We start from the raw sequence: 21,512 nt of genomic DNA on the forward strand, positions 1-21,512 counted from the left end.
TTTTGTCTGAGGTTCCTCACCCGGGCGGTTGTGGGTTTGGAAAGAAGGCGGTCCTGCTTTGCACGATACCCCACCCTATTTGAGATGAGACTGCAAAAGGGTGGGGCACCCGGATTTGGGTGCTTCCCTGGAGATTTCCGTAGGCTTCCTGAGGGGGTGTGGGGTGGGTTAGGTGTTGGCGCCGTGGCACTTTTTGTATTTTTTGCCGGAGCCGCAGGGGCAGTCGTCGTTGCGGCCTACCTTTTCGCCGGTGAGGCGTGGGGCGTTGCCGTTGCTGGCTGAGGCGGCGGAGGAGCTGGCGGCGCGGGCCGGGTCGAGCTCGCGCTGTTTCTTCTTGTGGAACTCGCGCTCGAGGGCGTCGATAGTGGTGGCCGGAGCGCGTGTGGGGACGACGGGGACGGGCTGGCGTGGGGGCGGCTGCGTCGCGCTGCGGTCGTTGGTGCTGGAGGGGACGCGGGATGCCCCGTTTGAGGATGCGGGGGGTGGCAGTTGGGCGGGAGGCGCGCCGCCGCCCAGATCTCCTTCGATGACAGGAGGCGTGTTCTGAATGCGGGCGAGCTGCTCGGCGGTCTCGATGGGGGTGCCGTCGGGTCCGATGATCTGCATGCGGAAGAGGTGGCGGGCGGTGTCCTCCTGGAAGCGGATCATCATGGCTTCGAACATCTCGAAGGACTCCTTCTTGTAGGCGACGAGGGGGTCCTGCTGGGCGTAGCCACGGAGTCCGATGCCTTCCTTGAGGTGGTCCATGGCGAGGAGGTGATCCTTCCAGAGGCCGTCGAGGACGGAGAGCATGACGATGCGCTCGTGGTAACGCATCTGCTCTGCGCCGAGGATCTGCTCCTTAACGTCGTAGCGGGAGCGGAGGCGGTCGTAGATGGTCTCGCCGAGCTCGTGTCGGTTGAGGGAGGCGATGTCGACCTTCTCGGGCTCCTGGTCGAAGCGGGCTCCGAAGACGTCGTAGAGCTGGTCGAAGAGGATGGTGGTCTTCCACTCGTCGGGATGAGCCTTCTCGGGGATGGCCTCGTCGAGGATGTTGGAGAGGATGGTGGAGAGGTAGTCGTCGGTGATGAGCTGTTTCTGGTCGACGCCTTCCATGAGCTGGCGGCGGAGGCCGTAGACGGCTTCGCGCTGTTTGTTCATGACGTCGTCGTACTCGAGGACGTGTTTGCGGGACTCGAAGTTCTGGCTTTCGACGGCCTTCTGGGCGGCCTCGATGCGGCGGGAGATCATGCCGGACTCGATGGGGACGCCCTCTTCCATGCCGAGGCGCTGGAGCAGGGTGGAGACCCACTCGCGGGCGAAGATGCGCATGAGGTCGTCTTCGAGCGAGAGGTAGAAGCGTGAGGCACCGGGGTCGCCCTGACGTCCGGCGCGTCCGCGAAGCTGGTTGTCGACGCGACGAGACTCGTGGCGCTCGGTGCCGAGGATGTGGAGGCCACCGGCGGCGACGACGGCTTCGTGCTCGGACTTGGCGGCCGCGGCGTGGGCGGCTACGGCGTTGTCCCAGGCTTCCTGGGTGGTCTCGAACTCCTGCGACTGGTAGTAGAAGCGGAACATGCCGGGTCCGGCGACGGGCGAGATCGTGCCTTCGGCGGCGGAGACGGAGCGAGCCTGCTGTTTGCGGACTAGGTCCTGGCGAGCCATGAAGTCGGAGTTGCCACCGAGGAGGATGTCAGTACCGCGACCGGCCATGTTGGTGGCGATGGTGACCATGCCGAGACGTCCGGCCTGAGCGACGATCTCGGCTTCCTTCTCGTGGAACTTGGCGTTGAGGACGACGTGACGGACGCCCTTGCGCTTGAGGATTTCGGAGAGGAGCTCGGACTTTTCGATGCTGGTGGTACCGACCAGGACGGGCTGACGAAGTTCGTGGAGGCGGGTGATCTCGTCGGCGACGGCGAAGTACTTCTCCTGCGCGGTGCGATAGACGACGTCAGGGTTTTCGATGCGGAGCATCTTGCGGTTGGTGGGGGCGACGACGATCTCGAGCTTGTAGATCTTGTCGAACTCGGCGGCTTCGGTCTCGGCTGTACCGGTCATGCCGCTGAGCTTTTTGTACATGCGGAAGTAGTTCTGGAAGGTGATGGTGGCGAGGGTCTGATCTTCCTTACGGATGGCCACGCCTTCCTTGGCTTCGACGGCCTGATGGAGTCCGTCGGACCAACGGCGGCCGGGCATGAGGCGGCCGGTGAATTCGTCGACGATAATGACCTCGCCCTCTTTGACGACGTACTCGACGTCGCGCTTGTAGAGGGAGTGGGCCTTGATGGCGGTCTCGACGTGGTGCTTGAGGTCCCAGTTTTCGGGGTCGGCGATATTGCCGATGCCGAGGAGTTCTTCGATCTTCTCCCAGCCGTCGTCGGTGACGGTGATGGAGCGGGTCTTTTCGTCGACGACGTAGTCGCCGGTCCAGGTCTTGTTCTCGAGGGTCTCGACGAGCTCGCCGAGCTCAAGCTTGGGGATGATGAGATTGACGCGGGCGTACTTGTCGGTGGTCTGGTCGGTAGGGCCGGAGATGATAAGCGGGGTGCGGGCCTCGTCGATGAGGATGGAGTCGACTTCGTCGACGATGCAGTAGTAGTGTCCGCGCTGGACCTGATCCTTGATTTCGAACTTCATGTTGTCGCGGAGGTAGTCGAAGCCGAACTCGTTGTTGGTGCCGTAGGTGATGTCGGCCGCGTAGGCCTCGCGGCGCTGCTGGTCGTCGAGGTCGTGGACGATGACGCCGACGGAGAGGCCAAGGAAGCCGTAGATCTTGCCCATCCACTCGGCGTCGCGTTTGGCGAGGTAGTCGTTGACGGTGACGACGTGAACGCCGCGCCCGGCGAGGGCGTTGAGGTAGCAGGGAAGGGTGGCGACGAGGGTTTTGCCTTCGCCGGTCTTCATCTCGGCGATCTTGCCCTGGTGCAGGATGGTTCCACCTATGAGCTGGACGTCGAAGTGCCGCATCTGGACGATGCGCCTGCCGGCTTCGCGGACGACGGCGAAGGCCTCGGGGAGGATGGCGTCGAGAGCCGTCTTTTCAGCCTCATAACGGGCGTCGGCGTTTTCTTTGGTGTCTTCGATGGCGCTGCGGGCGGCTTCGATGCGCTGGCGGAATTCGATGGTCTTGCCGCGCAGTTCGTCGTCCGAGAGCGCCTGGATGGTGTTCTCGAGGGCGTTGATCTGCTCCACGATGGGCAGGATTCGTTTTACAGCGCGTTCGTTACTGGTTCCGAATACCTTGGCGATGACTGAATTGAGCAAACTGGTGTCCTTCGGGCGCACTCGCCCCAAGCTCTAGTGTAAATGGTCAGGGTGCATTGGGGTTAGGGGAACGTGACAAGGTCTGGTGCGGGACGGGAGGCATGGGGTATCGTTGGGGCTTGCTGACATAGTAACGAGTGGGGTGAGTGGCTTTGAAGAGGCTATTTGAGAAGGCGGCTGGAGTTGTTTTGCCGGCTCTGGTCTTGATGGGGCCGGTTGGGTATTCGCAAACCGGAGACGGTACGGCTTCGGGGAAGGTTTTGTCCGGGAGACCGGGGGAGAGGATGACTATGAAGCATGTGACGGGAGCGTTTGAGGTGAAGCTGGCTCCGCAGGCGGCGGAGGAGAGTGGTGGAGGCGCGGGGGTTGCGAGGATGCTGATCGATAAGACCTTCCATGGGGAGCTGGACGCGACGAGCAAGGGGCAGATGCTGGCGGCGGGTTCGGCGGCGGGGTCGGGCGGCTATGTGGCGATGGAGATCGTGACGGGTGCTCTGGGTGGGAAGAAGGGCACGTTCGCGTTGCAGCACTCCGGGACGATGAATCGTGGGGTGCCTACGTTGGTGTTGACGGTGGTTCCTGATTCGGGAACGGGGGAGCTGGTGGGGTTGGTGGGGAAGATGGATATTGTGATGGAGGGTGGCAAGCATTCTTATGTGTTCGATTACAGCTTGCCGGAGTAGGGCGACTTGCAATGGATGATAGGCTGCCACGAAAAGCGAACTGCGGGTCCTTCGACTGCGTAACTCGCGATGAAGCTGCGAGTTACTTCGCTCAGGATGACATTTTTTTGGGGGGGGCTGAAATTCTGAGTTCAAAGCCGAGGTTGCCGGGGTTAAGTTCCAACGTTGAGTGCTAGGGTTTTAGGTATGTGACGAGTGGGGAGTGGGCGTTGCGCAGGGCGGTGACTACGGAGTGGGCGTTTAGGTCGGCTCCGGCGGCGCTGGTGTGGGTGTGGTCGATGGGGAAGTAGGTGACGGTCTTTTCGCGGCCGAGGGTTTCCCAGCCGTCGGCGGCAACGGTGGCCATGTCGATTACGGGGACGTGTTCGGCGGCTCCGATTTGGTACTCGAAGTCGCGGAAGCCCATGTCGCGTTCGATGTGGGGTTTGCCGTCGGGGCCGGAGGTCCAGATGTTGCGGACGGTGACGGTGAGGAGGATCGGGGTGGCTTGTTTGGCGCGGGTTTCGGCGATGTATTTGCGAAGGTACCAGCCGTAGGTGTGGACGGTCTCGGTCTGGCCGGCGAGGGGGCCGGTGGTTTGGGGGACGTCTTTGGTGTCTTCGCCGATGCCTTTGAGGGTGCCGCGGGGCTTGGCTCCGCCGAGGTCTCCGCCGTCGTTGTGGCCCATCTGGATGAGGACGAAGTCGCCGGGTTTCATCTCGGCGAGGACGGCGGTCCAGCGGCCCTCGTTGATGTAGGTGCGGGAGGAGCGTCCGGCTACGGCGCGGTTGGCGACGTTAATGCGGGAGGTGTCGAAGAGGGGGGCTAGGTGGTCGCCCCAGCCGAGGTCGGTCTTGTTGCGGGCGGTGGAGTCGCCGACGATGAAGAGGGTGGGGAGTTTGGGGTTGAGGGGGGCGTCGGTGGGGAGGGCGGTCTGGGGTGGTGCGTCGGGGGTGGTGCTGGGGGTCTGGGAGTGGAGGGTGGTGGCGAGTAGGAGGAGCGGAAGCAGGGCGTGACGGCGCATGGGGGAGAGCGTATCACTGCTGAAAGTGTTTCGTCACCGGAATTAGGAGTGTGGGCTAGAAAGTGTGGGCTAGAAGTCGACGTGCATGCGGACGGATTCGACGAGGACGGGGCCGCGGTCTTTGTTGTAGCCGGGGTGGGTGACGTACTGGGCGTCGAGGGCGTAGAAGACGCCGCGCCAGGTGTGCATGTTGTAGTAGCTCTCGATGATGTCTTCGCGGGCGTAGTTGAGCTTGCCGTCGCCGAGGAGGAAGCCGAGACCTCCGAGGGCGAGGTAGCGCTGGTGGTCGTGTTTGATGGCGTTGGTGACGTAGGTGAGGCCGATCTTGTCGTTGGGACGGGAGAAGGCGCGGCCTGAGTAGTCGCCGCCGACGGCGATGGTCTGGTCGACCTCGGTGTAGGCGTAGGACTGGTGGGCCCCCTCGTTCCAGCCGAAGCGTCCGAAGAGGCGGAGGTTGGAGGTGAGCTCCTGCTCGGCGTTGAGGCCGAAGCCGTATTTGACGGTGCTGAAGCGGGCGTGGGCGTCGACGTTGGGGGTGGGGTCCTGGCCGGAGAGGAAGGCGTTGATGGCGTCGCGATAGAGGCCCATGTGGGCGTGGTTGACGAAGGTGAGGGCGCGGAGGGTGGTCTTGCGTTTGGGATTGAGGAGGGGGTGGCGGGATTCGAACTCGAAGTTCTGGCCGGAGGCGCGGCGTAGGTTCCAATCGAGGTCGATGCCGTTGGCCACGGTGGGCATGAGGGCGAGGGCGTAGCGGGCGGACCAGGACTTGTCGATGTACTCGGAGACGATGCCGTAGGTGTAGCCACGGGTGTCGGCGGCGTAGTCCCAGGCACCGTTGTTGTCGACGGTCCAGTTCATGAACTGGAGGTGGCTGTCGGTGCCGATGGTATTGAGGTCTACGTAGTCGGGGAGGCTCATCTTGCCGATGTGGAACTCGAGGCGGCGCTCGGGGACCTTGGTGGAGAGGGAAAAGGGAGTGCGGGGGTTGTCGACGAGCTTGCTGGTGAAGCCGATGGTCTGGTGGAGCTGGACGCGGGCGATGTAGGGCTTGGAGCCGAGGCTGGGGTTGCGGACGACGTCGAGGTTGGTGAAGCCGGCGAGGCCGAGAGCCTGGGAGATGCCGCGTCCTCCGGCGGATTCGACGTCGAGGATGAGGTCGGTGGCGGCGCGGGGGGCTCGGAAGACCTGCAGGCCGAGGTAGAGGGTGCCGATGAGGGAGGTCTTATACTCGCCGCGGCCTACGAGGCTGTTGACGTCTTCGTAGGGGGAGTGGAATGGGCCATGGGCCTGGAAGATGATGTTGGCCTGGCCGGCGATGAAGTAGCGGGCGGTGTCGGAGTGGGGGAAGAGGGTGAGGGGCTCGGTGGCTTCCGGGGCGTCCGGCAATGGGGCATCTGCCTGCGCCACTGCGGAGAGTGGCGCAAGCAGGATGAAGAGACCCAAGAGCAGTCTATGAGAGAGTGAGATGGTCATTGCGCCATCTCTGAGTCTACAGAAAACAAAATGAAGGCCGGATGAACTAGCTTCTGCTGCCGACGACGACGAGGCCTACACCGGCGACCAGAGCGACCGTGCTAAGGATGGGCGAGATGGGCATGGTCTTGGTCTCTTTGTGTCCGATTTGTACGGGTCCGATGTCGACGTCCTTCTTTTCGTGCGTGAAGCTGACCCCGCCTACTGCGAAGCCAACGATGCCAAGGAGAATCAAGACAATTCCAATGATGGTTGCAGGTTTCATGAACACCTTTCCTTCGATGTTTCCTTCAAGGATTTTGATAATCTCAAATCGTTTTGTTGGATGCGGATTTGCCGAGAGGAGGATGTGCGGGCGTCAGGTTTCAGGGACTTGATTCGTATGAGTCTGCGTAGTAGTGTGGATTTACACGGGAAAGGAGGATGATCCAGCCTATGAAAATTGACAGTAACAGTTGCATCAACAATGTACGTGAGGTGACTGAGGCTTAGAGCGTCCTTGCTCTAGACCTGGCGTTATCAAGACGTTTTCCGCCGAGGCCCAATGTCCGAGTAGGGACGCCTCAGGTCAATCCCCACAGTTCACCGCCAGACGGCCCGATGCTCCTAGAGCGCGGGCCGTCTGCGTTTTGGCGGAGGATAGGGCAGGGGTGGAAATCCACGTATTCGCGGCTTTAGAATGGGGATTATGCAACCACTCGTCATCGCAGGCAGGGCATTTCAGTCACGGCTGATCGTTGGAACCGGAAAGTACAAGAACGGCGCGGAGATGCAGGCCGCCATCGAGGCGTCGGGCGCGGAGATGGTCACGGTCGCGGTGCGGCGGGTGAACCTGGACCGTTCGAGCGAGTCTTTGCTGGACTATATCGATCCACAACGATACTTCCTGCTGCCGAATACGGCGGGCTGTTATACGGCGGATGAGGCGATCCGCGCGGCGCGGCTGGGGCGCGAGGTGGGTCTCTCGGATTGGGTGAAGATCGAGGTGATTGGGGACCAACAGACGCTTTATCCGGATGTGCAGGCGACGCTGGAGGCTACGCGGGTGTTGGTAAAGGAGGGCTTTACGGTGCTGCCGTATACCTCGGACGATATCGTGTTTGCGAAGCGGCTGATCGATGCGGGCGCGGCGGCGGTGATGCCGCTGGGAGCTCCGATTGGGACGGGGTTGGGAATCTCAAATATCAACAATCTGCGGATTCTGCGGGAGCTGATCACCGAGGTTCCGCTGGTTGTGGATGCGGGTTTGGGAACGGCCTCGGATGCGGCGCTGGCGATGGAGTTGGGCTTCGATGCGGTTCTGCTTAATACGGCGATTGCTGGGGCGCAGGATCCGATTCTGATGGCAGAGGCGATGCAGCACGCTGTGCTGGCGGGACGGCAGGCGTTTCTGGCGGGCCGGATGCCGAGGAAGCTGTATGCAACAGCGAGCTCTCCGCTGGAGGGGATCTCGCGCTGAGCGGGAAAGTGAATCCAGCTCGATAGCCGATTTGCAGGGGTGGATGCAGTAAACTTCGGCCATGCGGGTCTTTGGTATCGATTGCGGCACGGAGTTCACCGGGTATGGCGTGGTCGAGGTGGACTTTGACGCTCGTCTGCCCAGGCTCATCCATCTTGCGGCGGGGACGATCCGGCTGAACAAGAAGGAGAAGACTCCGCAGCGGCTCGCTCAGGTGTATGCGGAGCTGGTCGGGTTGATGACACTGCATGAGCCGGAGGCGGTGGCGATCGAAGAGGTGTTCTTCTCGGCGAATGCGAAGTCAGCGTTGAAGCTGGGACAGGTGCGCGGCGTGGCGATGCTGGCCGCGGCGACGTGCAATATGCCGGTGGCGGAGTATGCTCCGCTCTCGATTAAAAGCTCTGTTGTGGGGTATGGTCTTGCGGCGAAGGAGCAGGTGCAGTTTATGGTGATGCGGCTGCTGGAGCTAGATAAGGCGCCGGACTCTGCGGATGCCTCAGATGCATTGGCGATTGCGATCTGCCATATCCATACTTCGCAGACGTTGCTGGCGCAAGGAGCAAGACGTTGAAGAGGCAGGCCGGGCTGGGAACGATCTTGGTCGCTGCTTTGACGTTTTGTAGTGGCGCGAGTGCGAGTGGGATGTTGCAGAGCGCTGCGGCGAGTGGTGCTTCGACTCCTGCTCCCTCCAGCTCTCCGACGGTGACGTTTGATTTCGACCGGAACGGTCTGCAGGTGCCTCGTTTTACGATTGTGTTGCATGAGGATGGCAGCGGCACGTATCAGGCGGAAGAGGCGGAGCGGCGGTCGGCGGATTCGGTGCTGCAGCAGGTGAGCGTGAAGAAGATCGACCGCACGATCAGCTTGACGGCGGAGACGACGGCGAAGATCTTTCAGGCGGCACGGGCGCTGAATCACTTCAATCTCTTCTGCGGGACCAAGGCAAAGAACATCGCCGATACGGGCAAGAAGACGCTCACTTATAGCGGGGCGGATGGCGCGGGGAGTTGCACCTATAACTACTCGGACGAGAAGGGTGTGAGCACGTTGACCGATACCTTCTACGCGATCGCGTACACGATGGACGTGGGGCGCAGGCTGGACTTCGAGCGGCGATTCGACCGGTTGGGGCTGGATGCGGAGATGCTCGCTCTGGAGCATGCGGTGGAGGCGAAGAACGCGCTGGAGCTGGGGAATATATCGGTGACGCTACGCAAAATCGCGGACGATTCTGAGCTGATGCAGCGGGTGCGGATGAAGGCGGCGAAGATGCTGGAGCAGAACGCTCCGGCTGCGCAGTAGCTCGCGGGTGCTGGTCGTTTCGGTTTAATTTTCTTTCTGAATACTGTTGAGGGCGCGGTATAGCTCGGCCATGGGTTCCAAGGCGAGGCCTTCGGCTCGGGCCTGCTCGGGGATGGAGTGCGGCCACGCTTGAGCGAGAGCCTCCGGGGTGTGGCCTGCGGAGCGGAGGTTGTTGCGCAGGGTCTTGCGTTTCTGGCTGAAGCACTGGCGGAGGAAGGCGTCGAAGCCTGCGGCGTCCACACCAAGCTCTGTAAAGCGGGGTGCGAACTCCAGGCGCAGGACGGTGGAGAAGACGTCGGGCGGAGGAGAGAAGGCGGTTGGCGGCAGGGTGAAGAGGGAGGCGACCTGGGCGTTCATCTGGGCGGTGGCCGATAGCAGGCCGTAGTCGCGGACTCCCGGGGCTGCGGCGACGCGTTCGGCGACCTCGCGCTGCATCATGAGGACTGCCCGGGCGACGCGGCCGGCGGAGCCTGCGGTGAAGAGTTTGAGCAGGATATCGGATGTGATGTAGTAGGGCAGGTTGCCGATGACATCGGCGGTTTCGCCGGCTGGGATCAAGGCTTCGAGGTCGGCCTCGAGGACATCGGCCTCGATTATTTCGACATTTTTGCGGTCGCGGAAGCGGAAGGTAAGCTCGGCTGCGAGAGAATGGTCGAGTTCGATGGCGATGAGGTGTTGGGCGCGCCCGGCGAGGATGTCGGTAATCGCGCCGTGTCCGGGCCCGATCTCGATGACGGTGCGCTGCGTGATGTCGCCGAGGGCATCGGCGATGGCGTGACGAGCAGAGTCGTCGACGAGGAAGTTCTGTCCGAGCTTCGGCTTAGGGGGCATGTGCATCCAATCGTGGAACGGCTTGTATAGACTAACGGTTTGGCCGGGAAGATGGCGTGGATGTATGCCAAAGAGCTCCCGGCAGGATAGAGGATGAAGGATGCATATTGTATTTGCGGCCTCGGAGTGCACACCATGGGCGAAGACCGGCGGTTTGGCAGATGTAGTGGGAGTTCTTCCGAGGGCGCTGGTCAAGCTCGGGCACAAGGTCAGCGTGTTTCTTCCGTACTACCGGCAGGTAGCCAAGGCGGTGTCGGATGCACCGATCGTACTGGCCAGCGTTACGATTCCGTTTCCTTCCTATAACCGCTTTGTCCGGATTCTGGATGGCGGGGTGCAAGAGGGTGTGCAGCATTATTTTGTGGACTCGCCGGAGATGTTCGACCGGGAGAGCTTCTATGGGACGCCGTCGGGGGATTATTGGGACAATGCGGAGCGGTTCGGGCTGTTCAGCCGGGCGGTAATCGAAGCGACGAAGGTGCTGGGTGTGCCGGATGTCTTCCATGTGCATGACTGGCAGGCGGCGATGATCGCGGTGCTGCTGCGCTCGACGTACTACTTCGATCCGGTGATGCGCAGAGTTCCGGTGGTGTTGACGATCCATAATGCGGGCTATCAGGGGTGGTTTCCGCCGCGGACTACGGAGTTGCTGCTGTTGCCTTGGGATATGTTCACCTTCCAGAAGTTGGAGCAGAACGATACGCTGAACTTCCTGAAGGGCGGTATCGTGTACGCCGATGCGATTACGACCGTCAGCAAGAAGTACTCCGAAGAGATCCAGACGGCGGAGTTTGGCAACGGCTTGCAGGATGTGCTGAGGGGACGCAGCGGGGATTTGTTTGGAATTTTGAACGGTGTCGACTATGACGAGTGGAACCCGGCGACGGACTCGCACATCGCGGCGCACTACACCATGGACAAGCTGGACGGCAAGAAGGAGTGCCGGCGCGATCTGTTGCATGCCTTCGGATTGCAGGGTATCTCCGATGAGACGGCGGTGATCGGGGTGGTATCGCGGTTTGCGACGCAGAAGGGCTTCGACTTCATCGTGGAGATTATGGACCGGCTGGTGCAGCATGACATGGTGCTGGTGATCATCGGCAATGGCGAGGAGTACTACGAGCGCCTTCTGACGGAGATGGCGGGGCGTTATCCGGATAAGGTACGGGTGCAGGTGAAGTACGACAATGTGCTGGCGCATAAGATCGAGGCTGGGGCGGATATGTTCCTGATGCCGTCGCGCTATGAGCCCTGCGGGTTGAACCAGATCTACAGCTTGAAGTATGGGACGATTCCGGTGGTGCGGGCGACGGGAGGCCTCGAAGATACGATCGACGAGCAGCCGTTCGGAGGAGGCAACGGATTCAAGTTCTGGGGCTATAGTCCTTGGGCTTTGATGGATGCATTGGAGCGGGCGCTGGGGACCTTCAAGAATAAAGATGAGTGGACTCGGATGATGCGGCGCGGCATGGCGCAGGACTTCTCCTGGGAGAAGCCGGCGCACGAGTATGTTCGGGTTTATGAACGGGTGATCGAGAACCGCAGTTGATGGGATTGTCGTGGAAAATTGGGGCTCGGTCTCTGGTGAGAATTCGCCAGAGACCGAACTCCTAGGCCATGTTTTCGGAAGTAATCAGGGGTGTTCCCTAAAACTGAATGCTTGACAAGGCTTGCGTGCTCTTCTGATACTGTCGCTATGTGCGCATTCAACTCGAGGATCGCGTGACCGCGTTCCGTCGGCCTCCCAATGAGTTCATCCAAGGGATTCGGCATTTGGTCCAGGGTGACGGCCCACTATTCCCATCGTTTTTGAATCTATTCCAGAGATATCAACCTAAAATGTGTGTAGTTCGATTTGCGATAGGCGCTCATCACCCTCTAGTCCGTACAGCATAGAAGCGAAATGCTAGATTTTTGTTCATTGGATTCACTATGCTTAAATATGAAGCGACGGATGGTCCCAGCGTGGAGTTCAGCGCCGAGGCGATCCGCCAGCAGTTGGACCTGTTAGTCCAAGATCAAGGTTTTCGATCCAGTAAGAGATCGGTCCAATTTCTTACCTACGTTGTAGAGCAGACCCTGAAGGGTTCGGCTGACCAGATCAAAGAACGCACCATCGGGGTGGAGGTCTTTGGGCGGGAGCCTTCCTACGATACGAACGTCGACCATGTGGTGCGTACGGCGGCTGTCGAACTTCGCAAGAGACTTGCCACATACTATGACGAGGAGCGGCATCGGTCCGAACTGCGGATGAGCCTGGTGCCGGGCTCTTATATTCCAAGGTTTACACTGCCTCCGCAAGCGCCTCCGGTGGTATCGAAGGTGGCTGGGAGTTCGGAAGCGGCTCATTTCTCTTTTCAGATTTCGCCTCATGACGTGGAACCCGAGGTTGCGGTTGCCCAGGATTTGCCTCCGGCGCCGGTAAACCTGCTGAGCCGTATGGGGCTCAGGGTGGGTTTTGGCGTGGTGGCGTTGCTGATTCTGGTCCTGACGGCGGGGTACGGGTATGCCCGGCTGCATTCGAGGAACGATTCGGATCTGTTCTGGATGCCGGTGCTGGAGTCTCCCGGATCGGTGCTGCTTGCGGTCGGTAATGTGCCGAATGGGCCTCCGACGCCCTCCGCGCCGGAGGGGGATCAGGGGACGTCGATCCCCATCGTCCATAAGACCAGTGCGCTGACTGTGCCGTTCTCGGATGCGGTGACGTTTGCCCATGTGTTCGCGATTTTGCAGTCGCATGGGAAGAAGGTCATCATCCGGAAGGAGGGATTGACCTCTTTTTCGGATCTTCGGGAGGGGCCTGTGGTGCTGATTGGCGCCTTCAACAATGAGTGGAGCCTGCGCCTTACGCGGCAACTGCAATATACGTTGGCTCTGGACGATCAGAGACACGTTATCTATATAAGGGATGCCAAGAATCCGACGGCTCGAAATTGGAGCTGGGCGACGGACCAGGCCACCGGTCAACAGGGCAGGGCGGACGGGCCTGCGGTTCAGGACTATGCCCTCATCTCCAGGATATGGAACTCCGAGACGGGGCATGTGGTGATCATCATCGGCGGACTTTATACGTATGGCACGGAGGCGGCTGGGGAGCTCCTCAGCGATGCCCAGTTGATGCGGGAGGTGGCGAAGGTGGCGCCACTGGCAGACCCTCATCGAAATCTCCAGATTGTGCTGGGCACCACGGTGACCGACAACACTCCTGGACCACCCCGCGTTCTGGCGGTCTCCGCAGAATAAAATGACGCCCGTCCTGGGTGTCCAAATCTGAGTCGAAAAGCGAAAACTCCCCGTATTTCTCAATTCCTGACGGTCAGGAACCGTACCTGTCTATTTTGTTGTCTCTTCGGCTCTGTAGAAACTCCACGCTTAGCTAAAACCCTTTTTCCGGTTGTGAAATTCGGGGCAAGGCGAGCCGGGAACGATCAAAAAGATCAGACCGTCCATCCAGTCGCGCCAGAGTCTGCCTGCGGGTCGTCCTGTCGCCGGACGGTTTCTGCTCAAAGTAAAGCTCCCGTAGGCACGATATTCAGGAGACCTCGATGAAACACCGCAGCAAGTTGATTCACCTGTCCGCACTTTTGTGCGCCGTAGTCTTTCTTCTCCCGCTGTATGGATTTGCCCAGGGTCTGGCTCGGATCTCTGGAACTGTAACGGACCCCACCGGCGCCACTGTTCCGAATGCCACCGTGGTTGCCAGCCAGGTTGCTACCGGGGCCAAGACCTCGGTCACGGCGAACGGTGACGGCGCCTACGTCTTCCCTTCGCTGGTTCCGGGCGAGTACAGCATCGACGTCACCTCCACAGGCTTCTCCAGGTTTTTGCAGACGAACGTTACCCTGCAGGCTGATCAGGCGCTTACCGTCAACGTGATTCTGAAGATCGGCAGCAGTACGGAGACGGTGAACGTCGACTCGGCTCCGCCCCAGGTGGATACCACCACGGGTACGCTCGCCCAGGTGATCGACGAGAAGCGGGTCAACGATCTTCCACTCAATGGCCGGAACGCCGCTGCCCTTACGACCCTGGTCCCGGGTGTGGTTAACGCCTCCAATCTGAATATCGATCAGGGTCAGACGAAGACCTTCCCTGGCGCGGTAACGGTCACCATCAACGGGACCCGAGCCAATCAGGTGAACTACATGCTCGACGGCGGCAATAACGTCGATGAATATACGAATGTCAACGCTCCGTTTCCGTTCCCGGACGCACTGCAGGAGTTCAGCGTCCAGACGAGTAACTACAGCGCCGAGTACGGGCAGAACGCCGGCGCGGTGGTCAATATTGTCACCCGCAGCGGCGGAAACAAGTTTCACGGAGACGCGTTCGAGTACGTCCGCAACCGCGTCTTCAATGCCGCCAACTACTTCAGCTATGTGAACGGAGTCAAGACTGTCGATCCGCTGAAACGGAACCAGTTCGGCGGCACACTCAATGGCCCGGTGATCATTCCCCATCTGTACCACGGAGGGGACAAGACCTTCTTCTCCTTTGGCGTCCAGTCGACGCGCATTCGTACCAACGGCGTCAGCGGCACGGCGACCCTTCCCACACCGGCACAGCTTGCGGGAACCTTTACCGGTCTGGCCTCGCCCACCGCGATCAGGAATCCCAAGACTCTGGCTCCCTACCCCTGCACTCCGACCGGCACCACCTTTACCTGCCAGGTCAATCCTGCCGATTTCAACCAGTCTTCGCTCGCGCTGCTCAAGTTCCTTCCCAAGATCACAGGAACCGACGGGACGGCCCAGTTCTTCCGGCCCGTCAATCAGAACTTTATCGAGTACCTTGGGCGTGTTGACCAGGTCCTTAGCTCTAAGGATCGTCTCTCCCTGCGGTATTACTACGACAGCTTCGACAACGCTGGTGTCCTCGATACCACCAATCTACTCAGCTACTCTGACCAGGCTGGCATCCGATACCACAACGCTCTGATCTCTGAGACCCACACGTTCACGGACAAGCTGTTCAATACCATCATCGTGAGCTATCAGATCGAGAATGCGAGTCGCGGTCCGGTCGCGGGGGCGCCCGATGTCAATGACCTGGGTGTCAATATCTGGCAACCAGCCTTCAAGCAGATCAACCAGATCCAACTCGTAAACTTCTTCACCATCGGGGATAACCCTGCGGCGACCTTCCGCCGTAATAACTACACGCTCGCCGACGATCTTCGCTGGGTCGTGGGGAACCACACGTTCGGCTTCGGCTTCCACGGAGAACTCGCCAAGGTGGACGTCGATAACCAGTTCCAGCAGCCGGGAGCCTTCAAGTTCGATAGCAACGCAACTATCGCCGATCCAATGGCCGACTACCTTCTGGGTGCACTTACGACCTTCCAGCAGGCCTCCGGGCAGTTCTTCAACAATCGCTACAAGGTGACCGGCTACTATGCGCAGGATAGTTGGAAGGCCAGTCGACGCCTGACGTTGAACTTTGGCGTCCGATATGAGCCTTTCTTACCTCAGGAAGAGAAGCTTGGCCGCGAGGGAATGTTCAGCCCGGCTGCACGCGCTGCAGGACAGATCTCCACGACTCACCCGACCGCCCTTGCCGGACTACTCTTCCCGGGCGATATGGGCTTTGTTCACAATATGGTCGATCCGGTCTATACCCACTTCATGCCGCGCCTGGGCTTTGCGTACGATGTCTTCGGCGATGGCAAGACCAGCCTTCGCGGTGGCATCGGGCAGTTCTATGACACACGTCTGCCGGGAGTATTCAATAACATCTTCGCTAACTCGGTGCCTTATGTTGCATCGGTCAACGTTACGTATGCAGCGGCTAGTTTGGGCAACTTCTCTAACCCTTATGCGAACATCCCGGGCGGTAACGTATTTCCCGCACCGCAACCTCCGCCCGCCAACTACTTCACCACTGCAAACTACCAGAACTCCAGCTTCACCACATTCAATCCGAATACCTTTCGGATTCCTGTCACTTACTCATGGAATCTGGCGGTGGAGCAGCAACTGTCGAACACGATTTCAAGCCGCATCGCCTATGTTGCTTCGAAGAGCTCGCACCAGATCAATCCGACTGACATCAACCCTATCTACAATCAGGGCCCGAACGTCGGTCAGCGGGTCTTCGCTTCGACCAATAACGTCCAGAACTACACGCAGCAGATCGCGACTGTAGATACGGGTGGCAACGCTACATATCACTCGCTGCAGGCTTCGCTGCAGAAGCGGGTGACTAACGGACTTACCGGGTTCCTGAACTACACCTGGTCCAAGGCGATTGATGATAACGCCTTCGGATCCTCTGTCACGGCTGTGGTTCCTGGTTCCTCGTATGTTCTTCCGGTCTACGAGCGCGACTACAAACGGCTCGATCGCGGCCCTTCGGACTACGATCACCGCAATGTGATCGCGATCTCGTACGTCTGGTTGCTCCCCAAGATGACGAATGGAAACTCTATCGTTCGTTACGTCGCGAACAATTGGCAGACGAACGGTATCTTCCAACTGCGTAGTGGCGATCCACTGACCGTTACCGGCGCGAATGTAAGCGGAACCGGGGTCAATCGTGATCGTGCCATCTGGAATGGGCAGAACCCATACGGTGGCAATGCATGTGCGTCAGTCTCCGCATCTTGCAAATCGTTCCTGAACCCGGCGAGCTTCTCGCAGAATCCTGCAGCCACGGTGAACGTGCCGCTCTCGTATGGAAATATCGTCAAAGGCAGCTTTGTTGGGCCGCGATTTACGTCCTGGGATGTAAGCCTTATGCGCTTGTTCCCAGTGCATGAAGGTACGCAGTTCCAGTTTCGTGCAGAGTACTTCAACGTGCTGAACCATACGAATTTCATGGATCCACAGCTATCGCAGCCCAACACGGCCTTTGGCCGCATTACCCAGGCCAATGATCCTCGCATCGCGCAACTCTCCCTCAAGCTCCTCTTCTAGGAGGTTGCTTGGACAAGGCGCTCTCAAAAGGGTCACAGCATGCTTCTCGGCACTGTGCTGTGGCCCTCTCCTTTCAATCCTATAAAGCACGCTGACGAAGCGGATGCCGACGTCGAATTGGTATCGGTTATATCTTCAACTGCTGATGAGTTCAAGCGAGTTGCCCGTTGAGCCCAATGGCATGGGATACGCTACTTCAGCGCGTTGGGCAGAGCACAAAAGGAAATCCATGATTTTGGTACCAGCATTGATTCGAAAGCAACTCGTTCCGGCTGCAACTCTGCTTGTCTCTTTTCTATTTATGCTGCCCGTGCATGGTCAGACGGCTGCGAGTGGCGATGCCTATCTGGATCCATCGCTTCCGGTGGAACGACGTGTTGAGGATTTGGTTCATCGCATGACGCTGGCCGAGAAGATTGCTCAGATGCAGAGTGAAGCGCCGGCGATTCCGCGGCTTCATGTTGTGCAATACGATTGGTGGAATGAAGGCTTGCATGGTGTGGCTCGATCGGGCTATGCAACGGTGTTTCCGCAGGCGATCGGCCTAGCTGCTACCTGGGATAAGAAGCTGATCAATCGTGTTGCCGATACGATCTCGACCGAGACACGCGCAAAGTATAACGAAGCGCAGCGGCAGGGGAATCACTCTATCTACTATGGCCTCACGCTCTGGTCTCCCAACATCAATATCGTTCGCGACCCGCGTTGGGGCCGGGGACAGGAGACCTATGGCGAAGACCCATTCCTGACCGGAGAGATTGGGGCTGCGTTCGTCCGCGGTCTGCAGGGAACTGACCCTAGGTTTCTGAAGACGGTGGCTACGGCGAAGCACTTTGCAGTTCACAGCGGACCGGAGTCCGAACGGCATACCTTCGATGCGGTGATCTCGGCGTACGATCTTGCCGATACCTATCTGCCTGCCTTCCGCGAGCTGATCGTCGATGCGCACGCTGCCAGCCTGATGTGTGCGTATAACTCTGTGAATGGTTCGCCGGCCTGTGCCAGCACACCGCTGTTGCAGGAGACTCTGAAACGCGACTGGCGCTTTAGCGGATATATCGTCTCGGACTGCGCGGCTATTACCGATGTTGCTGTGGGGCATAAGTTCGCCGTCGATATGGCACACGCCGCAGCAGCTTCTGTGAAGGCTGGTACGGATCTGAGTTGTGGTAAAGAATACGCCGCGCTCACGGAGGCGGTGCAGCAAGGATTGGTTAGCGAGGCTGCGCTCGATGCTGCGGTGAAGCGGCTTTTCACTGCACGGTTCCGGCTGGGTATGTTCGATCCGGTGGAGCGGATGTCTTACAACAGCATTCCTTTTAGCGAGAACAATTCGCCTGCGCATGCTGCGCTTGCGCTACAGAGCGCACGCGCTTCCATGGTTCTGCTGAAGAATGAACGGGGTGCATTGCCTCTTCGCAAGTCGTTGCGCTCGATCGCCGTCATTGGGCCGAACGCTGCGGCGTTGCCTGCGCTTGAGGGGAATTACAACGCGATTGCGGCTCATCCGGCGATGCCGCTCATGGCTCTGGAGGAACGTTTTCCAGGCCGCGTGAAGTATGCCCAAGGGGCACCATACGTTGAGGGGCTGCCGGTTCCTGTCCCTGAGACGGTCTTTTCTTCCGGAGCGGGGGAGCACGGGCTGAAGGCGGAGTTCTTCAATGGCAGCGGCCTTAGCGGCGAACCGGTTGCACGCCGAGTCGACCGGCACATCGACTTCGACTGGAACGGTGCGGCGCCGGTGGAGGGAGTTTCGCCTACAAACTTCTCGGTGCGCTGGACCGGCACGTTGACTCCGCCCGCGCCTGGCACGATTGGCTTTGGATTTTCCATGGCGCACTGCAGCACCTGCGAGGATTCCGAGACGGTAAAGGTTTGGCTGGACGGAAAGCTGGCCTACGACTTCAACCATCCTGCTACTCACGGACGACGGGCTCCGACTCGTCCGTTTGACCTGACATTTACTGACGTACTACCGCATGCCATCCGGATCGAATATACGCACGATGCACCGCACTTTGGAGCTGGCTTGACCTTCAATTGGAAGCCTCCGGTTGCAGTACTGCGTCAGCAGGCCGTCGCCGCGGCAGAGAAGTCGGATACGGTGATCGCCTTCCTGGGCTTGAGTCCTGAACTTGAAGGCGAAGAGATGCCGGTGCATGTGGACGGCTTCGATGGTGGAGATCGCAACACGATCGAACTGCCCGCAGCGCAGCAAGAGCTTGTTACGGCGCTTGCGGCTACGGGTAAACCACTGATCATCGTTCTGATGAATGGAAGTTCGCTTGCGCTTAAGGGCGCGGCCGAGAAGGCGTCTGCGATTCTAGAGGCTTGGTACCCAGGGCAGGATGGGGGAACGGCCATTGTTGAGACGTTGCTCGGCGAAAATAATCCGTCCGGCCGGCTGCCGATTACCTTCTATGCGGGAACCGATCAACTGCCGCGGTTCGATGACTACTCTATGAAAAATCGTACTTACCGCTACTTTGCAGGAGCCCCGCTTTATCCCTTTGGATACGGTATGAGTTATACGAATTTTACTTACTCTTCGGGCAAGCTTTCTACGACACAGTTGCAGGCTGGTGCGCCTCTCTCCGTGAGCGTAGCGGTAAAGAACAGTGGAGATGTTGATGGCGATGAGACGGTTGAAGTGTACCTGGTGCCCAAGGGGAAGGCGAATGCGCCTCTCCACGCGCTGGCCAGCTTCGAGAAGGTACATCTCCGCAAGGGTGAGACAAGGGCCGTACAGTGCACGATCGATCCTCGCCAACTTAGTCTGGTTGCGCAAGACGGTACGCGGAGCGTTCAAGCGGGGGAGTACGAGATCTACGTCGGGGGAAGCCAGCCAAGGCACGATGCTGGTATCTTTCTTCCTTTCAAGATCAACGGCTCCAGCAGGGTGGCGCCGTAGGTGGCGGATAAGATATGCGAATGACTTACAGTATCTGGACGACGGAGTCTCAAACTGCGCAGTGTTGTGAGGAGGTGTGACGTGCCTTCCAGAATAAGCAGACGGGTCTTCATGGAGCGAGGAGTGGCATCGCTTGCGGCTCTGAGTGGGCTGCCTGCTCTTGGGCAGGTTGTGGAGGTCTCCGGCGCGGCACCCGAGTTTCGCACATCGAATGCGAGATGGCAGGGCGCATACGATAAGGCGCTGAGCGTGCTCGCGCATAACGTGCGGGTGATGCCGAGGTATGACAAGCCAATTCTTATCGAAGGCGCCGACTATGCAGGAATCTGGCAGGAGTGCGGACCGCATGAGTCGCTGGTGTATCGGCACTTTCGAAAGGACGTGGCGCGCAATAGCCACATGACATTCTTTGCTCTGCAGCGTCCGGACGGACAGATTCCTGCCAATAATAAGCTGACGGAGACGGGCTTCGGTCAGATCCAGATGGTGGTTCCGATCGCCGCGACGGCCTGGGAGCTTGCACGCGCAACGGGCGATGACGAGTTGCTTCGCACGGCCTATGCGTCGTGCTCGCGCTGGGACGACTGGCTCGGAAAGTATCGCAATACTCGCGGGACGGGGTTGGTCGAGGGCTTCTGCACCTACGACACGGGCCACGATAACAGTCCGAGGTGGGAGGGGATTCCTCCACAATGTCCGGGTAAGGATGCAAAGAGATATCCTCCACTGCCTAGTCTTCCGCGCCTTTGCCCGGATTTATCTGCCACTGTGTACGGTGCGCGCGTTGCCTTATCGGCCATGGCGCAGGCGTTGGGGAAGTCTGCGGAGGCTCAACGCTGGATGGACAGTGCGGAACGAATTCGCGGTCTCATCCTCTCTAAGCTCTACGTGTCCGAGGATGCTACCTTCTACGATCTCGATGCCGAGAACAACTTCGTCAAGGTTCGATCCGACATACTTAGCCGAATGTGCGGAGAGCATGTGGTGGATCAGAGGCTCTTCGATGAGCTGTGGACACGCCAGATTCATAACCCTAAGGCGTTCTGGGCTCCCTTCCCACTGCCGTCGGTGGCGTTGGACGATCCTCGCTTTGTGCGGCCGATCCCGCGGAACTCGTGGGGAGGAGCATCGCAGGCTTTGACTGCGTTGCGTGCGATCCGCTGGTTCGATCACTATGGACGTTCCGCGGAGTTCAGCTTCATGATGGATCGTTGGTGCGACGCGCTGCAACGCGACATGACGTTCCGTCAGCAACTCGATCCGCTCAGTGGCGATTTCACCAAGGAAGATATGCCAAGCTACTCGCCGGCGTCGCTGGTGATGATGGAGTACACCTGGAGACTTGCCGGAGTTTGCGAAGAGGTGGAGGAGTTGCAGTGGAATATTCGTCCTGGGCATCCCGCCGCCGAGGCAGCACACTTTCGCATTGCGACCGATGCTGGCCGCGTTGCGGAGGTGCAGTACGAGAGCCGGGGTGCTGTGCTTAAACTTAATAGCCAAATCGTTGGCAGTGTGCAATCGGGCACGGCGCGCCTGGTTACGGACAAGGCAGGGAAGCCGGTTGCTCTGTTAGGTATTCATGAGCAACCGCAGAAGGTTTCGTTGAAGCTCCCCGGTCATGCGGTGCAGTCGTTCTCTTTGCTGCCGAATCAACGGATACGTCTCTAACCTCGCATGGCGAGTAACGCTG

At 59.5% G+C, this 21,512-nt stretch carries 14 protein-coding genes; 9 read left to right on the forward strand and 5 right to left on the reverse strand.

All coding sequences use genetic code 11. The annotated features are described in order from the left end of the window. Positions 1-168: 168 nt before the first annotated feature. A complete protein-coding gene (gene secA / locus HB393_RS20225; protein ID WP_213807012.1) occupies positions 169-3,246 on the reverse strand; it encodes a preprotein translocase subunit SecA in 3,078 nt (1,025 codons plus the stop codon). Between the two features lie 152 nt (positions 3,247-3,398). On the opposite strand from secA, the gene HB393_RS20230 reads away from it, so the two are divergent. Next, entirely contained in the window at positions 3,399-3,929 is a 531-nt protein-coding gene (locus tag HB393_RS20230; RefSeq protein ID WP_255551404.1) for a DUF3224 domain-containing protein, read from the forward strand. 172 nt (positions 3,930-4,101) lie between these two features. Here the strand turns inward: HB393_RS20230 and HB393_RS20235 are convergent, their stop codons facing one another. From HB393_RS20235 to HB393_RS20245, 3 genes are all read right to left on the reverse strand, one after another. Then, a complete protein-coding gene (locus tag HB393_RS20235; RefSeq protein WP_213807013.1) occupies positions 4,102-4,932 on the reverse strand; it encodes a rhamnogalacturonan acetylesterase in 831 nt (276 codons plus the stop codon). 69 nt (positions 4,933-5,001) lie between these two features. After that, positions 5,002-6,405, reverse strand: coding sequence for a carbohydrate porin (locus HB393_RS20240; protein ID WP_213807014.1), 1,404 nt, complete (start codon positions 6,403-6,405; stop codon positions 5,002-5,004). A gap of 46 nt (positions 6,406-6,451) precedes the next feature. Further along, positions 6,452-6,670: a DUF3185 domain-containing protein gene (locus HB393_RS20245; protein WP_213807015.1), complete on the reverse strand. Its 219-nt coding sequence runs from the start codon at positions 6,668-6,670 to the stop codon at positions 6,452-6,454. Positions 6,671-7,084: 414 nt separating this feature from the next. On the opposite strand from HB393_RS20245, the gene HB393_RS20250 reads away from it, so the two are divergent. The 3 genes from HB393_RS20250 (at position 7,085) to HB393_RS20260 (ending at position 9,166) form a co-directional block, all read left to right on the forward strand. Beyond that, complete coding sequence (locus HB393_RS20250; RefSeq protein WP_345945339.1) at positions 7,085-7,864, forward strand: thiazole synthase; 780 nt, start codon at positions 7,085-7,087, stop codon at positions 7,862-7,864. A gap of 61 nt (positions 7,865-7,925) precedes the next feature. After that, positions 7,926-8,435: a crossover junction endodeoxyribonuclease RuvC gene (ruvC, locus tag HB393_RS20255; protein ID WP_213807017.1), complete on the forward strand. Its 510-nt coding sequence runs from the start codon at positions 7,926-7,928 to the stop codon at positions 8,433-8,435. Further along, positions 8,432-9,166 (forward strand): hypothetical protein, encoded by a 735-nt coding sequence (locus tag HB393_RS20260; RefSeq protein ID WP_213807018.1) that lies wholly within the window; start codon positions 8,432-8,434, stop codon positions 9,164-9,166. Before ruvC ends, HB393_RS20260 begins: the two co-directional genes overlap by 4 nt. 24 nt (positions 9,167-9,190) lie before the next feature. Here the strand turns inward: HB393_RS20260 and rsmA are convergent, their stop codons facing one another. Continuing rightward, on the reverse strand, positions 9,191-9,997 hold the full coding sequence (rsmA, locus tag HB393_RS20265) for a 16S rRNA (adenine(1518)-N(6)/adenine(1519)-N(6))-dimethyltransferase RsmA (protein WP_345945340.1): 807 nt from the start codon (positions 9,995-9,997) through the stop codon (positions 9,191-9,193). Positions 9,998-10,097: 100 nt separating this feature from the next. Here rsmA and glgA point away from each other — a divergent pair, with 100 nt between their 5' ends. The 5 genes from glgA (at position 10,098) to HB393_RS20290 (ending at position 21,490) form a co-directional block, all read left to right on the forward strand. Then, positions 10,098-11,546: a glycogen synthase GlgA gene (glgA, locus tag HB393_RS20270; RefSeq protein WP_213807020.1), complete on the forward strand. Its 1,449-nt coding sequence runs from the start codon at positions 10,098-10,100 to the stop codon at positions 11,544-11,546. A gap of 383 nt (positions 11,547-11,929) precedes the next feature. Next, positions 11,930-13,240 (forward strand): hypothetical protein, encoded by a 1,311-nt coding sequence (locus HB393_RS20275; protein WP_213807021.1) that lies wholly within the window; start codon positions 11,930-11,932, stop codon positions 13,238-13,240. A gap of 302 nt (positions 13,241-13,542) precedes the next feature. Further along, entirely contained in the window at positions 13,543-16,911 is a 3,369-nt protein-coding gene (locus tag HB393_RS20280; RefSeq protein ID WP_213807022.1) for a carboxypeptidase regulatory-like domain-containing protein, read from the forward strand. A 229-nt stretch (positions 16,912-17,140) separates the two neighbouring features. Beyond that, entirely contained in the window at positions 17,141-19,822 is a 2,682-nt protein-coding gene (locus tag HB393_RS20285) for a glycoside hydrolase family 3 protein (protein WP_213807023.1), read from the forward strand. An 81-nt stretch (positions 19,823-19,903) separates the two neighbouring features. Then, complete coding sequence (locus tag HB393_RS20290; RefSeq protein WP_345945341.1) at positions 19,904-21,490, forward strand: alpha-L-rhamnosidase; 1,587 nt, start codon at positions 19,904-19,906, stop codon at positions 21,488-21,490. Positions 21,491-21,512: the final 22 nt, after the last annotated feature.

Origin of the sequence: Granulicella sp. dw_53 (assembly GCF_018449545.1) — a bacterium.
Lineage (GTDB): Bacteria > Acidobacteriota > Terriglobia > Terriglobales > Acidobacteriaceae > Edaphobacter.

Bases quoted from the DNA above. Each gene is read 5' to 3' on its own strand.
- HB393_RS20235 (WP_213807013.1), bottom strand. From the start codon at position 4,932: ATGCGCCGTCACGCCCTGCTTCCGCTCCTCCTACTCGCCACCACCCTC.
- HB393_RS20240 (WP_213807014.1), bottom strand. From the start codon at position 6,405: ATGACCATCTCACTCTCTCATAGACTGCTCTTGGGTCTCTTCATCCTG.
- HB393_RS20245 (WP_213807015.1), bottom strand. From the start codon at position 6,670: ATGAAACCTGCAACCATCATTGGAATTGTCTTGATTCTCCTTGGCATC.
- HB393_RS20250 (WP_345945339.1), top strand. From the start codon at position 7,085: ATGGGGATTATGCAACCACTCGTCATCGCAGGCAGGGCATTTCAGTCA.
- ruvC (WP_213807017.1), top strand. From the start codon at position 7,926: ATGCGGGTCTTTGGTATCGATTGCGGCACGGAGTTCACCGGGTATGGC.
- rsmA (WP_345945340.1), bottom strand. From the start codon at position 9,997: ATGCCCCCTAAGCCGAAGCTCGGACAGAACTTCCTCGTCGACGACTCT.
- glgA (WP_213807020.1), top strand. From the start codon at position 10,098: ATGCATATTGTATTTGCGGCCTCGGAGTGCACACCATGGGCGAAGACC.
- HB393_RS20275 (WP_213807021.1), top strand. From the start codon at position 11,930: ATGCTTAAATATGAAGCGACGGATGGTCCCAGCGTGGAGTTCAGCGCC.
- HB393_RS20280 (WP_213807022.1), top strand. From the start codon at position 13,543: ATGAAACACCGCAGCAAGTTGATTCACCTGTCCGCACTTTTGTGCGCC.
- HB393_RS20285 (WP_213807023.1), top strand. From the start codon at position 17,141: ATGATTTTGGTACCAGCATTGATTCGAAAGCAACTCGTTCCGGCTGCA.